This is a genomic window from Cronobacter sp. JZ38, assembly GCF_008932145.1.
Classification (GTDB): domain Bacteria; phylum Pseudomonadota; class Gammaproteobacteria; order Enterobacterales; family Enterobacteriaceae; genus Cronobacter; species Cronobacter muytjensii.
This window is the reverse complement of record NZ_CP017662.1, coordinates 2,520,433-2,534,527: the sequence shown is the minus strand read 5'-3', so window position 1 is coordinate 2,534,527 and position 14,095 is coordinate 2,520,433. Positions and strand designations below refer to the sequence as shown.

At 53.7% G+C, this 14,095-nt stretch carries 13 protein-coding genes; all 13 read left to right on the top strand.

What is annotated here, in order from left to right; genetic code table 11:
- Window positions 1-29: 29 nt before the first annotated feature.
- The 13 genes from BJP61_RS12000 to BJP61_RS11940 are packed head-to-tail and all read left to right on the top strand — an operon-like array spanning window position 30 to window position 14,007.
- Window positions 30-494 carry a terminase gene (locus BJP61_RS12000; RefSeq protein ID WP_171998426.1) on the top strand — a complete coding sequence of 155 codons (465 nt, stop codon included), beginning with the start codon at window positions 30-32 and terminating at the stop codon, window positions 492-494.
- Window positions 494-1,954: a terminase gene (locus BJP61_RS11995; protein WP_171998425.1), complete on the top strand. Its 1,461-nt coding sequence runs from the start codon at window positions 494-496 to the stop codon at window positions 1,952-1,954. The genes BJP61_RS12000 and BJP61_RS11995 overlap by 1 nt, the downstream gene beginning before the upstream one ends.
- Entirely contained in the window at window positions 1,954-4,128 is a 2,175-nt protein-coding gene (locus tag BJP61_RS11990; RefSeq protein WP_171998424.1) for a portal protein, read from the top strand. The genes BJP61_RS11995 and BJP61_RS11990 overlap by 1 nt, the downstream gene beginning before the upstream one ends.
- Before the next feature lie 13 nt (window positions 4,129-4,141).
- Window positions 4,142-5,050, top strand: a complete 909-nt coding sequence (locus tag BJP61_RS11985) for a scaffolding protein (RefSeq protein ID WP_171998423.1) — start codon at window positions 4,142-4,144, stop codon at window positions 5,048-5,050.
- Complete coding sequence (locus BJP61_RS11980; protein ID WP_171998422.1) at window positions 5,050-6,354, top strand: P22 phage major capsid protein family protein; 1,305 nt, start codon at window positions 5,050-5,052, stop codon at window positions 6,352-6,354. The genes BJP61_RS11985 and BJP61_RS11980 overlap by 1 nt, the downstream gene beginning before the upstream one ends.
- Window positions 6,355-6,394: 40 nt before the next feature.
- Window positions 6,395-6,592 (top strand): hypothetical protein, encoded by a 198-nt coding sequence (locus BJP61_RS11975; RefSeq protein ID WP_171998421.1) that lies wholly within the window; start codon window positions 6,395-6,397, stop codon window positions 6,590-6,592.
- Complete coding sequence (locus tag BJP61_RS11970) at window positions 6,576-7,091, top strand: packaged DNA stabilization gp4 family protein (RefSeq protein WP_171998420.1); 516 nt, start codon at window positions 6,576-6,578, stop codon at window positions 7,089-7,091. The genes BJP61_RS11975 and BJP61_RS11970 overlap by 17 nt, the downstream gene beginning before the upstream one ends.
- Window positions 7,051-8,472 (top strand): packaged DNA stabilization protein, encoded by a 1,422-nt coding sequence (locus tag BJP61_RS11965; protein WP_171998419.1) that lies wholly within the window; start codon window positions 7,051-7,053, stop codon window positions 8,470-8,472. Before BJP61_RS11970 ends, BJP61_RS11965 begins: the two co-directional genes overlap by 41 nt.
- Window positions 8,472-9,143 (top strand): phage tail protein, encoded by a 672-nt coding sequence (locus BJP61_RS11960; RefSeq protein ID WP_171998418.1) that lies wholly within the window; start codon window positions 8,472-8,474, stop codon window positions 9,141-9,143. Before BJP61_RS11965 ends, BJP61_RS11960 begins: the two co-directional genes overlap by 1 nt.
- Window positions 9,143-9,598 carry a DUF2824 family protein gene (locus tag BJP61_RS11955; protein ID WP_171998417.1) on the top strand — a complete coding sequence of 152 codons (456 nt, stop codon included), beginning with the start codon at window positions 9,143-9,145 and terminating at the stop codon, window positions 9,596-9,598. Before BJP61_RS11960 ends, BJP61_RS11955 begins: the two co-directional genes overlap by 1 nt.
- Window positions 9,599-9,606: 8 nt before the next feature.
- Window positions 9,607-10,284 carry a DNA transfer protein gene (locus BJP61_RS11950; RefSeq protein WP_171998416.1) on the top strand — a complete coding sequence of 226 codons (678 nt, stop codon included), beginning with the start codon at window positions 9,607-9,609 and terminating at the stop codon, window positions 10,282-10,284.
- A gap of 9 nt (window positions 10,285-10,293) precedes the next feature.
- Window positions 10,294-11,628, top strand: a complete 1,335-nt coding sequence (locus tag BJP61_RS11945) for a phage DNA ejection protein (RefSeq protein ID WP_171998415.1) — start codon at window positions 10,294-10,296, stop codon at window positions 11,626-11,628.
- Window positions 11,629-14,007: a lytic transglycosylase domain-containing protein gene (locus BJP61_RS11940; protein ID WP_171998414.1), complete on the top strand. Its 2,379-nt coding sequence runs from the start codon at window positions 11,629-11,631 to the stop codon at window positions 14,005-14,007.
- Window positions 14,008-14,095 lie beyond the last annotated feature (88 nt).

Below are 14,095 nucleotides of genomic sequence, written 5' to 3'. Positions count from 1 at the left end.
GCTGGATAATGCAACAACGAGGAAATGATATGGCGACCGAAGATGGAGATAAAAAAGTCGGACGCCCATCGGCCTACAAACCTGAGTATGCCGAACAGGCGAGGAAGCTTTGCCTGCTAGGGCATACTGACGCAGAGTTGGCCTCTTTCTTTGAGGTGACTGAGACGACAATCAACAACTGGAAAAAAGATTATCCAGAGTTTTTTGAGTCCATAAAAAAGGGAAAGGAAGTTGCTGATGGTGAAGTGGCGGCAAAACTGTTTCACCGAGCAACTGGTTATGAACATCCAGAAGACGATATTCGTTCAGTCGATGGCTCAATCGTTATCACGCCGACAGTGAAACACTACCCACCGGACACTACTGCGGCCATCTTCTGGCTCAAGAACCGACAGCGCGATAAATGGCGCGATAAGCAAGAAGTTGAACACACCGGAGAGGTTAACCTGATTCAGCGCATTCAGGAGGCCAGAAAACGCGCGAGAGGTGAGTAATGTCATCAGAATTTGAGGCAATGCTTGCCGATGATATGGGGCGATTCTTTTACGATCCGCTTGGCTTCGTTATGTACGCGTTTGACTGGGGGACGGGTGAGCTTGAAGGCTTTGATGGACCTGATGAATGGCAGAAAGAGTTTCTTACAGATTGGGGTGACGCAATCAGGACTAACAATTTCGACGGCGTTAAACCTGTTGAAGCCTATCGCTGCGCTACCAGCTCTGGTCACGGTATCGGTAAAAGTGCTCTAACCGCCTGGGTCATTCTGTACATCCTCAGCACCCGCCCTTTCTGCAAGGGCGTCGTGACAGCCAACACCTCTGAACAGCTTCGCACCAAAACATGGGGTGAGCTAGGGAAGTGGAAGAAGCGGTGCATCACCGGTCACTGGTTTGAGTACAACAACGGCAAAGGCAACATGAACATCTACCATGTGGATCACATGGAGTCATGGCGCTGTGACGGCCAGACGTGTCGGGAAGAAAACAGCGAGTCATTTGCTGGCCTGCATGCAGCTAACTCAAGCCCGTTCTACATCTTCGATGAAGCCTCAGCGGTTCCTGACAAAATTTGGGAAGTGGCAGAGGGCGGTCTTACTGATGGCGAGCCTTTCTGGTTCGCATTTGGGAACCCGACGCGTAACACCGGGCGTTTCCGTGAGTGCTTCCGCAAGTTCAAACATCGCTGGCGTCGCCGTCAAATTGACAGCCGCCTGGCAAAGATGACCAACAAAGAACTCATCGAAGAGTGGCGCAAGGATTACGGAGAAGACAGCGACTTCTTCAAGGTGCGTGTTCGCGGGCTATTCCCGTCGACATCAGAAGTCCAGTTCATACCTCAGGCATATGTGGATGAGGCAATGTCTCGCACCCTTGAGCCCGGCTCTTACACATTCGCATCAAAAATAATCGGCGTTGACCCTGCTTACACTGGCACTGACGAGGCGTCAATTTACCTTCGCCAGGGGCTTCATGCGCGCCTGCTGGGCACCTACCCGAAAACAGATGACGATGTGAAGTTCGCGCAAATCGTCGCTGGATTTGAGGATGAGCATAAGGCAGATGCAGTGTTCATAGACTTCGGCTATGGCACCGGCATTCACTCAATAGGTAGATCGTGGGGCAGGAAGTGGCAACTGGTTAACTTTGGCGGTGAATCCAAAGACCCCGGCATGCTGAACAAACGCGGTGAGATGTGGAACTCAATGAAGTCATGGCTCAAAGAAGGGGGCAGCATCGATGACCAGCAGACAGCTGACGAAATCGTCGCCCCTGAGTACAGAGTTAAACTTGATGGGCGCATCGTGCTTGAGGCAAAAGATGACATGAAGCGCCGAGGCGTTCCATCACCAAACCGCGCCGATGCCTTAGCCCTGACGTTTGCATTCCCGGTAGTCAAAAACAAACCAACTAAGCCATTACCGGCTCCAATTCGTCCAATTTCCCGAGGTAGATAATGGCCGACCAAGACGACAAATTGCGAACCATTCTCCTTCGGTTTGACAGGGATTGGGCAGCAAGCGATGAGGCCAGAAACGAGGCGATTAACGACCTCTTCTTTAGCCGAATTAGTCAGTGGGATGACTGGCTTTCACAATACACAACACTGCAATATCGCGGACAGTTCGATGTAGTCCGCCCGGTTGTCCGTAAGCTCGCCGCAGAGATGCGCAAGAACCCGGTAGACGTTCTGTTTAAGCCGAAAGATGGCGCGTCTCCTGATGCTGCTGACATCCTCATGGGCATGTACCGGACAGACATGAGGCATAACACCGCGAAGATATCGGTCAACGTCGCAGTCCGTGAACAGATTGAAGCCGGTGTTGGTGCCTGGCGTCTGGTGACTGAATACGAAGACCAGAATCCAACCAGCAACAACCAGATTATCCGCCGCTTGCCAATCCATGAAGCATGCTCCCATGTCGTGTGGGATGCCAACGCCAAGCAGATGGATAAGAGCGACGCGAAGCATTGCACAGTTATCTCGGCGATGAGTAAGGATGGTTGGGAAGAGTTTGCCAGAGAGCAGGGGCTTGATGAGGATGACTTGCCAGACTTTCAGTCTCCAGCCTCTAACTGGATATTCCCGTGGACGACCAACGAGGTCTACTACATAGCGGAATACTACGAGGTCGAAGAGAAGAAAGAGGTCGCCTACATCTACCAGGATCCTCTTACCGGCGAGCCTGTCAGCTACTTCAAAAAAGATATCGCTGATGTGATTGATGAGCTGGCTGACAGGGGAATGGTGAAAATCGGTGAGCGCAAGGTTAAGCGCCGCCGTGTCTACAAGACGCTCCTTACACAGACGAAAATCCTCAAAGACCGTGAGCGCATCGCCGGTGAGCATATCCCCATTGTGCCGGTGTTCGGTGAGTGGTCTTTTGCCGGTGACAAAGAGGTCTATGAAGGTGTTGTGCGCCTGACTAAAGACGGCCAGCGCCTGCGCAACATGATTATGAGCTTCAACGCCGATACGGTAGCCCGGACGCCGAAGAAGAAGCCATTCTTCACGCCTGAGCAGATCGCCGGTTACGAGTTCATGTACAACGGCAATGACGATTACCCGTACTACCTGGTGAACAGCAAGGATGAGAATGGTAATGACCTGCCAGTTCAGCCGTTGGCCTACATGGAAAACCCGGAAGTCCCGCAGGCTAACGCATACATGCTTGAGGCGGCCACCACCGCAGTTAATCAGGTGGCGACAATGGGCGTTGATGCAGATGCGGCGAATGGACAGGTGGCTTTCGACACCGTAAATCAACTGAACATGCGCGCCGACCTGGAGACGTATGTATTTCAGGACAACCTTGCTACCGCAATGCGGCGTGACGGCGAGATTTACGCCTCAATGGTCAACGACATCTACGACGTTCCGCGTCGCGTAACGATAACGCTGGAAGATGGCGGAGAGAAGGAGGTCCAGCTATACACGCAGGTTGTCGACCTCCAGACCGGAAATGCCATCACTCTTAACGATATCCGCGGGCGGTACGAGTGCTACACGGACGTCGGGCCGAGCTTCCAGAGCATGAAGGAGCAAAACCGGGCAGAGATTCAGGAGCTGTTATCTAAAACCGCACCTGGCACGCCAGAGTATCAGTTGCTGCTTCTCCAGTACTTCACGCTGCTCGACGGAAAAGGCGTCGAGATGATGCGCGAGTACGCCAACAAGCAGCTTGTGCTGATGGGACTCAAGAAACCTGAAACGCCGGAAGAGCAGCAGGCAGTCGCCGAAGCTCAACAGCAGCAACAGCAGCCTAATCCGGAAATGCTGGTTGCTCAGGGTCAGTACCTTGCCGGTCAGGCCGAGCTTATCAAGGCGCAGAATCAGCAGCAGCAAATCGCCGTTGAGGCTGGCAAGGTTGAAGCGCAGAACCAGCTCACAGCAGCCAAAATCGCAGAAATCTTCAACGGTATGGACCTCGACAAGCAGAAAGAGCTGCGCGAAGTCCTCAAGACCGTTGGTCAATTCCAGCAGCAGCGCAGCGAAGATGCTCGCGCCAATGCTGAGTTACTTCTCAAGAGCAACGACCAGCGCCACAAACAGGGCATGGACGTAGCTAACCACCTGCAATCGCAGAGACAAAATATCCCCACCGGCGGTGTAGCCGAGATGCCTCAATAAGAGAGAGTTAATCATGACCGATACCACCGAAATTCAGGGCTCTGAAGGCCAACCCCTGCACGTCGACTCAACGGCGGCATCCGTTGTCGATACTGAGCCACATGCCAATGGCGAAGGTGTGCAGAGCGAAGGCTTTGACATTGTCCTGAACGACGATGAGACCAAACCAAAACAAGACCCGGCAACTAACGCGCACTTTGCAGCTAAACGTCTGGAGCGCAAGCGTCAGCGTGAGCTTGAGCAAAGGATGGAAGCAGTAAAGCGCGGTGAGCTGCCGGAGGACTTACGGGTAAATCCTGACCTTCCACCCCAGCCGGATATCAACGCCTTTCTCTCAGACGAAGGTCTGGCTAAGTACGACTACGACCAGAGCCGCGCACAGGCCGCTTTCAATGCCGCTAACACTGAATGGCTGATGAAGGCAATGGATGCGAGAAGCAATGCCGTAGCCGAACAGGGTCGCAAGACGCAGGAGTTTACCAAGCAATCAGCACAATACGTCGAAGCTGCCCGCATGCACTATGACGCCGCAGAGAAGCTCAACATTCCTGACTATCAGGAGAAAGAGGACGCATTCATGCAGATCGTCCCTCCTCAGGTTGGGGTGGACATCATGACGCTCTTCCCGAAGAAATCTGCAGCGCTCATCTACCACTTGGGTGCAAACCCGGAGAAAACCCGGCAGTTACTGTCGATGAACGGGCAGCAGGCACTTATTGAGCTCGCTTTACTATCCGAACGCTTAACTCTCAAGCCTCGTGCTAACCAGGTATCCAGCGCACCACCGGCAGATGAGCCGGTCACGTCATCCGTAGCGGCGGCCAATATTTCTGCAATTCAAAAGCAGATGGAAAAGGCGGCCGCAAAAGGTGACACGGAAACCTATCGCAAGCTCAAGGCTCAACTTAAAGGAAACAGATAATGGCATTATCCGAAGGCCAACTGGTCACTTACGCAATCGACGAAGTGATCGAAACCGTTCAGAACCTCACCCCGATGGCTGAGCGCGTAAGCAAATACACCCCTCCGGCCGCGTCCATGCAGCGCTCTGGTAATACCGTGTGGATGCCGCTGGAGCAGGAAGCGCCGACTCAGCGCGGATGGGATTTGACTGGCAAAGAGACCGATATTCTGGAACTCTCTGTTAAGGTCAACCTGAACGATCCTGATAACGACTTCTTCGCGCTTCGCGCCGATGATGTCCGCGACGAAACCTCCTACCGTCGTCGCATTCAGGCATCAGCCAAGAAGCTGGCGAACAACGTCGAGGCAGAAATCGCCCGCCAGGCTGTTGAGATGGGCTCTCTGGTCGTAACCAGCACTTCACCTATCGGCAGCGCAAACTCCGGTTGGGATTTCATCTCTGAAGCCGAATCCCTGATGTTCGCGCGTGAGCTTAACCGCGACGCCGGTCTTTCGTTCTTCTTCAACCCGAACGATTATCGTGGCGCTGGCCGCGATCTGGCAGGCAAAGACTTCTACGGCCGCATTCAGGACGATGCCTACAGCAAAGGCGTAATCCAGAAGCAGGTTGCAGGCTTCAACGATGTTCTGCGTTCTCCGAAGTTGCCTTCACTGGCCGCCTCTACCGCAACTGGCGTGACCGTATCCGGAGCGCAGAAGTTCAAGCCGGAAGCGTGGAAAGTTGATGTTGATGGCAACCGCGAGAACGTTGACAACCGTACCGCAGTGGTCGCTGTCAGCTCAGGCACTGGCTTCAAGCGCGGCGATAAGATTTCTTTCGCTGGCGTGAAATTCCTGTCGCAGATGGCTAAAAACGTGCTGACTCAGGACGCCACCTTCTCCGTGGTTGCGGTGAACGGTAACAACCTGACCATCACGCCGAAGCCGATCGCGCTCGACGATACCAGCCTGACCGCTGAACAGCGCGCTTACGCTAACGTAAACACCTCGCTGGCTAACAACGCTGCTGTGACCGTGTGGAACACTGACACGGTGTCCGCGAACGTGTTCTGGGCTGACGATTCTATCCGTCTGGTGTCTCAGCCTATCCCGCTGAACCACGACCTGTTCTCCGGCATGAAGTCTCAGAGCTTCAGCGTACCGGGTACCGGCCTGAACGGTGTGATCGCATTCCAGGGTGATATCGACCAGCTCGGCGGTAAGTGCCGTATCGCGCTGTGGTACGCAGCGTCCGCTGTGCGTCCTGAAGCTATCGGCGTCGGCCTGGCGAATCAGAACGTGGCTACTACTCCGTCTGCATAACCATAAGGGGCTTCGGCCCCTTTCTTAATGGAGATACGACATGAGCACAATGCTATATCGAGAAGGTCGCGGCACCCGCGTTTGGGGCAAAGAGTACGAGACCAAAATCGTCGCCGACGAAGAAGTCAGCAAGCACCTCAAAGAAGGCTGGAGCGAGCATCCTGACGATGTGAAGACCAGCATCACCAATCAACGCGGCCGCAAACCTAAGGCGGGCAGCGATGAATCTGACGACTAAAGGTGATTTGGCTCTCGCCGCATTACGCAAGTTGGGCGTCGCCTCAAGTGCCACACTCACAGACGTTGAGCCGCAATCACTGGAGGACGCGGTTAATGACCTTGAGATGATGATGGCGGAGTGGTCAGGCAATGAATCAGGGAAGGTTATCGACGTTGGCTACATCTTTGCAGCCGATGATGAACCTGTAGACCCAGGCGACGCCCACGGGCTGGCGCGAAACGCGCTAAATGCCGTAATCCTTAATCTGGCCTGCCGTATTGCCCCGGACTATTTAGTAGAGCCAACGACGAAGCTCATCACAGGCGCAAGGTATGGCAAAGAGCAACTCTATCGCTCGTCCGCCATCAAGCGCGCAAAAGACGGTTACGGCATTTATCCATCACGTATGCCGGTAGGTTCTGGCAATCGCTGGGCCAATCTGAACAACATCAACTACTATCCCGGGAGAGAGAAAATTGCCGATCCAACAACTCCCACTGATGAAGGGAACGGGTAAAGACTACCGCAACGTCGATTATGTCGACCTCCTACCGGTGAACATGCTGGCTACGCCGAAGGAGGTGCTTGGTGCTAACGGTTATCTGCGCTCATTCCCTGGAATCGTCAAACTAAAAGATGTTGCCGGGCCATCGCGCGGCGCAATGTATAACTCGCATGAGAGTGCTGTATATAGAGTATGTGGTAATGCGCTTTATAAATCCGGCTCATCAGTTGGAGAGGTGTTAGGGCAAGGTCGTGTAAGCATGGCTGCAAGTTACAACAGCCAGGCGGTAGGAACCAATGGAACCATGATGCTTTACCGGTATGATGGAACAACCAAGACCCTTTCCAACTGGCCAACATCCACAGGCTATGTGCAATATGATCTTGGAGAACTTCGCGCCCTGTGCCGTAACCGTTCTCGATATATATGGAGCAAGGACGGCAGCGACTCTTTCTTCATTAGCGACCTTGAAGACGAGTCAAAACCGGACCGATACGCGGCAGAATACCGGGCTGAGAGTCAGCCTGATGGTATAATTGGCATCGATGACTGGCGCGATTTCGTCGTGTGCTTTGGCACCAAGACCACCGAGTATTTCTCTCTTACCGGCAACGCCAGCGCAGTTGGGGTGGCAATTTACCAGGCTCAGCCGTCGATGATGGTTCAGAAAGGCATCGCCGGCACCTACTGCAAGACCAAATACGCTGACACTCACGCAATTATCAGTCATCCGGCTACCGGAGCGCCTTCTGTCTACCTGATTAACTCAGGCGCAGTACAACAGATTGCAACGGCATCCATTGAGCGCATTCTTCAGGGCTATTCAGAGGCTGAGCTCGCCACTGGCATAATGGAAACCACGCGATTTGAAGCGCACGAACTGCTGATAATTCACCTTCCACGGCATGTGCTGGTTTACGACGGTGGCGTCACTCAGGGCGGCGTACAGTGGACGATACTTAAAACCGGGCTCGGTGATGGAGTTCATTCTGCTATTGACTACGTGTATGAGGGCAACCAGATAACCTGCGCCGACAAATTCTCATCAGTAGTCGGGGTTCTCGTCAAAGCGATAAGCAGCCAGTATGGAGCGCAACAGGAGCACCTGCTATACACGCCTCTGTTTAAAGCGGACAACGCGCGCGCTTTCGATTTCGAACTGGAATCAGCTACAGGAGTGTCGCAATTCGCTGAACAGATGTTCATCTCCGCCACCACTGATGGCATCAACTTCGGCAAAGAGCAGCTAATTCCCTGGAATGCTCCCTTCCGCTATGACCAACGCGCCATCCTTCAGCGCATTGGGCGAATCCGCAAGAATATCGGTTTCAAAATCCGCATTGTCACATCATCACCCGTTACGCTTAGTGGGTGCCAGGTGAGGTTAGAATAATGGCAGATGCACCGCAAAAAGTAATAGTCCAGGCTACTCGACTTGACGCATCAATGCTTCCTAAGGGCCTTTCTCAGGCTTACTGGCAGTACCTCATACTGCAAGACCGGGACCTGAACAACATAGCCAATGCGTCAAATGGCGCAAATGAGCTGGCGTATCAGGCCACAGTTAAAAACGGCGAGCAGGACGCAACTCTGGATGACCATGAAAGCAGAATTTCAGGATTGCGCAGTGAGGTCGATGACCACGAGACTCGAATCACCGCAAACACAAATTCAATAAGCTCGCTCTCATCAAGAGTTACGGCAACTGAAAGTGACATATCAGGACTGAAGACGCGCGCTACAACTGCGGAAGGGAATATCACCGCATTGCAGGGCGATTATGTTTCAAAGTCAGCCACGACAACGCAGAGCCTGACATCACCCTTGAATGTCACTACGTCTTATTCTGTTAACGGCACAAAGGTGATTGGGGCCAGACAAACCGGATGGACTGCCGCGACGGGAACTGCGCTGCTAAGCGCTTTCAATGCCAGCCAGACATATTCAGCGAGCACAACCTACACACAGTCTGAGATAAGTGCTCTGGCGACTGGACTTGTGCAGGCAAGACAAAGGATTAAGGCGATTGAAGATGCGCTTAGAACGCACGGGCTGATTAACTGATGATCACCTTTACCCCAACACGAAACATCGACCTCATAGAGGCGGTAGGAAACCACCCGGCCATCATCGACGGCAGTAACAATGGCGATGGTTACGATTACCGGCCTGAATGTCGATACTTCGAAGTCAGCGTGCACGGAAATTTTGGCGGCATCGTTTATTACAGCGAAATCCATCCCCTGACTTTTGACTGCCACGCGATGTACCTGCCGGAAGCTCGCGGTTTCAGCAAGGATATTGGTCTCTCATTCTGGAAATATCTGCTTCTGGAAACCAATGTTCAGTGTGTCGTATCGTTCGCTGCTCGTAAATTCCGCCACGGCCAGATTTACTGCGCCATGATTGGGCTAAATCGCGTTGGCACTATCAAGAAGTATTTCAAAGGGGTTGATGACGTAACTTTTTACTCCGCGACCCGCGAAGAACTCCAGGAATTCCTCTCCCGTCAGAAATAGGTAACAACATGCTCATTTTTCAATTAGCGAGTAAGCATCTCGAGAATCGCCTGTACCTGAAAGGCGGGAAGGGTGGTGACGGCGGAGCTGCAAAAGCGCAGGCAAAAGCAATCGACCGCCAGACCGACCTTCAAAGGCAACAATGGCAGACGGTTATGAATAACCTCGCGCCTTTTACGCCGCTGGCTCAGCAATATGTTGGGCAACTCCAGAACCTGTCCTCGCTTCAGGGGCAAGGGCAGGCGCTCAATCAGTATTACAACTCGCAACAGTACAAAGACCTGGCAGGACAGGCTCGATATCAGTCTCTGGCTGCCGCGGAGGCAACTGGTGGGCTCGGCTCGACAGCTACGTCTAATCAACTGGCGACAATTGCCCCGACGCTGGGTCAATCATGGCTTAGCGGGCAAATGCAGAATTACAGCAACCTCGCGAATATCGGTCTTGGCGCTCTACAAGGGCAGGCCAATGCAGGACAGACATATGCAAACAACATGGGATCGCTATACCAGCAGCAGGCTAATCTCGCAGCAGCCAATGCTAACAGGCCATCTGGTTTCCAGTCCGCGCTAACCGGTGGGATTGGCGGTGCTCAGGCTGGCGCGGCTATCGGTTCAGCTTTTGGCGGCCCGGGTATCGGCACCGCAATCGGGGCTGGTATCGGCGTTCTTGGCTCGCTGTTTTAAGGGGGATTCATGGCTACATGGGATATGGGTAATGGCGGAAGCCTCCTTGCAGGACTTGGCGGCATTAACTCCAACGCGCCGTCAGTCAGCGACTCTAACGCAGCACTGGCTCTTATTCGTGACAATAACGAAATTCAGCGGTCAGGCGCCAATAATGTTGGCCTTCAGGCATTGCAGGGAATCGGCAGCGTAATGCAGGTTCAACAGCAGGCGCAACAGCAGCAGCGCCAGCAGGAGTTCCAGCAGGCATACTCAACCGCATACGCAACAGGTGATCGCAATGCTATGCGCAAACTGGCCGTGCAATATCCGGAACAGTTTGACGCAGTACGGAATGGCATGGGTTTCATTGATGAAGACCAGCGAAACACCGTAGGGAATCTTGCCGCAGGCGCCCGCCTTGCGTCTTCATCGCCTGATGCGATGGCTAACTGGCTTCAGTCTAACGCCGGTGAGTTAGCTCGTGTTGGTGTAAATCCACAGGATGTCGCGCAGATGTATCAGCAGAACCCGCAGCAGTTCGGCGAGTTTGTCGATCATCTTGGTCTAACAAGCCTCGGGCCGGAAAAGTATTTTGACCTGCAGGACAAAATGCAGGGCCGGCAGGTGACGATGCGCGGACAGGACATCGACGCTCAGACAGCAGCGCGCAACCAGGCGATCACCATGCGCGGGCAGGATATTCAGGCCGACCTTGGGCAGCAGCGAATCAATCTCGACGCCGAAACCAATCGTATCAACAACGAGAATAAGCGCCTCGACCGCATGCTATCAGCCGAAACAAACGACCTGAAACGACAGGAGATTCAGAGTCGAATTGCCGCTAACAATCAGCAGTTGCAGCAAAAGCAGCAGGCACTGAACGATGGTTATAAGGATGGCATTAACACGCTGACTACCAGCATGTTTACGCTGAATGACATCGTTAGCTCTCCTGCGCTTAAGAGCATTACCGGTCTACGAGGAGCCATCCCCAACGTTCCAGGCTCACAAGCTGCCGATACTCAGGCTCGCCTGGATACCTTTAAATCTCAGGCGTATCTTACGGCTGTTCAGGCCATGCGAGGCATGGGTGCCCTGTCTGACGCAGAAGGCAAGAAGCTCGACCAGGCTGTCGGCTCACTTCAAAACTCACAGAGTGAAGAATCATTCCGCCGCAACGCTGGCGTCATCCTGAACACGTTGAATCAGAAGCGTAACGAGGCGGTTGGTAAGTACGTTCAGCAAAATGGCATCAAGCGTATGGAAGCTCCGCAGGCTTCTATCGATTATCTGAAGCAGCATCCCGAGCTGTCCACCGACTTCATTAACCGCTACGGATACCTTCCACCTTTGGGGCAGTAAATGGCTAATTACCGTGATTTGTTAGAGCAGGCTGGCGCACGTCACGGTGTGCCAGAAGGTCTGATGACAGCTTTGGGTGCCAAGGAATCATCCTACAAACCTGCCGCCATAAGCTCCGCCGGGGCTGTAGGATTGACTCAGGTTATGCCAGGAACGTGGCGTGATATGGGTTATACCGATGAGCAAATGCAGGACCCCGAATATCAGGCGGATGCCGGAGCTCGCTATCTGGCAAAAATGTATCAGCAATTTGGTAACTGGCGTGATGCGCTTCAGGCTTATCACGACGGGCCCGGCAACGTCATGAAGGCAAAGCGAGGCGAATATACGCCGGGCCCGGAAGGTCGCGGCTACGTTGACGACCGTTTTGCTCAATGGGCTGGCGACCCGGTAACAGACTCAACCGTTGAACAGCGCGCCACGTCTGCAAAGGTTCATCCTCAGGAAGACCCGAATAACCCGTTTGCACAACTGGAAACCCAGGCATCGGCACAATCAGCAGCATCAAACGTGCAGTCAGATCCGAATAACCCATTTGCGCAGATAGAGCAGCAGGCCGCAAGTCAGCAGTCAGCTCAACCGGCAAGCGCAGCCGCGCCGCAACCTGCACAGGCTCAGCAATCAGGTGGAATAATGTCAGACCTCGGCAATGGTCTTGCAGAAACCGGGCGTGGCTTATTGCAGGCTGGAATCAACGTAGCGAACATACCCGCGGAACTCACTGATGCGGTAACGAGTGCTGCAACATGGGCTGGTAATAAGCTTGGCATAGGCGACGGAACGTATCAGCCAGCGCCGCGCGTAACCACTCAGGGTCTTGAACAGGACTTCGGACTTCAGCCGGGAACGTTAACACCTCAAACATCCGAGGGGCGTATTTTTGCTGAGGCGCTGCCTTATCTCACGCCTGTAGGGATTGAGCGCGCAGCGACAGCGGCTCCCACTCTTGCCGGCCGCATTGCTGAAGGTGGTTCGCGCCTGCTGGCAGAGAATGCCATTGGCTCACTGGCCGCTAACAGCGACAAGAACGATGCTGCCGCGCTGGCAACAGACTTAGGGCTTGGTGTTGGGCTTGGTGCAGCCGCAAACGGCGTCGTCAGGGCAGCAGGCGCGGGGTATCGCGCGCTGACTGGCTCAATGGCACCGGAAGCTGCACAGGCAATTCGTTTTGCAGAGCAGAACAACGTGCCATTGACCACAACTGACGTCATTCCTCCGACATCCAGAGTAGGGCGCGCTGCACAGACGACAGCCGAGAATATCCCCTTTGTTGGCACCTCAGGAATGCGCGCCGCGCAGCAGGAATCACGCAGCCAACTGGTGCAAAACTTTGCCAATAAGTTTGGCGAGTACAATCCAGCGGAAGTGGTAAACAGCCTCAAAGCCAAAACGTCAGGCATTAAGCAGGCTGCCGGACGCCGTCTTGAGCAGGTACAAAGCGCCATGTCTGGAGTCAGCATCCAGCCATCACGGGCTATTCAGCAGATTGATGATGAGGTTGCAAGGCTGCAAAAGCTAGGTGGAGTTGCCGACACTGACACCATCAGCAAGCTTCAGGCATATCGTGATGAGCTGGCAACGGGCAATGTTGACCTTGAGCAGTTAAGTAACCTGCGCAGTCAGTTCAGGATGGATGTGAAGGGAGAGCGTCCGTTAATGCCTACGCGCTCAGATGCGGCAGTCCAGCGCGTTTATCGAGCCATGACAGGAGATATCGATAGCGCCATAGGCCAGAGCCTTGGTAACGACGTTCTTCGCCGTTATCGGCAGGCTAACGCGGTATACGCTGATGAAGCTGCAAAGCTTCAGAACACGCGACTGAAGAGTGTGCTGATGAAAGGTGACCTGACTCCTGAGGTCGTGAACAATATGCTGTTCAGCAAGAACAAGTCTGAGATTCAGAGCCTCTATAACTCTGTGGGCCAGGCTGGGCGCGTGCAAATGCGCAACGGCATCATTGGGAAGGCGATGGAGAAATCAGGCGGATCACCAGACCAGTTCCTCCGCCAATTGAACATCATGTCTAACCAGGCAGGTATTGCTTTCAAAGGCGAGGAAGCGGCCTATGTCCGAGGGCTGAAGAACTATCTGGAGTCCACAAAACAGGCAGCCCGAGCAGGAGTAAGCACGCCGACAGGGCAGCAAGCGGTCCCGCTGATTATGGGGTTTGGTGCTGCCGCCAACCCTACAGCAGCCGCTGCTGGCGTGAGTTATGGGCTGATAGCACGAATGTACGAAAGCAAGGCTGTGCGCAATGCCATGCTTCGCCTGGCAAATACGCCGCGTGGAAGTTCAGCCTTTGAAAAGGCGGCAGCCGATGTTGCAGCCGCAATAAAAGCATTGTCTCAGGGTGCTAAATCTGACGCCTTAGCTCAGTAAATATTTACCTACGCAATAGGCAAATATCAGTAAAGCCAGATTCAAAAAATCTCTGTCCATTGATACCTCGCCTTTTACCTCATTATAA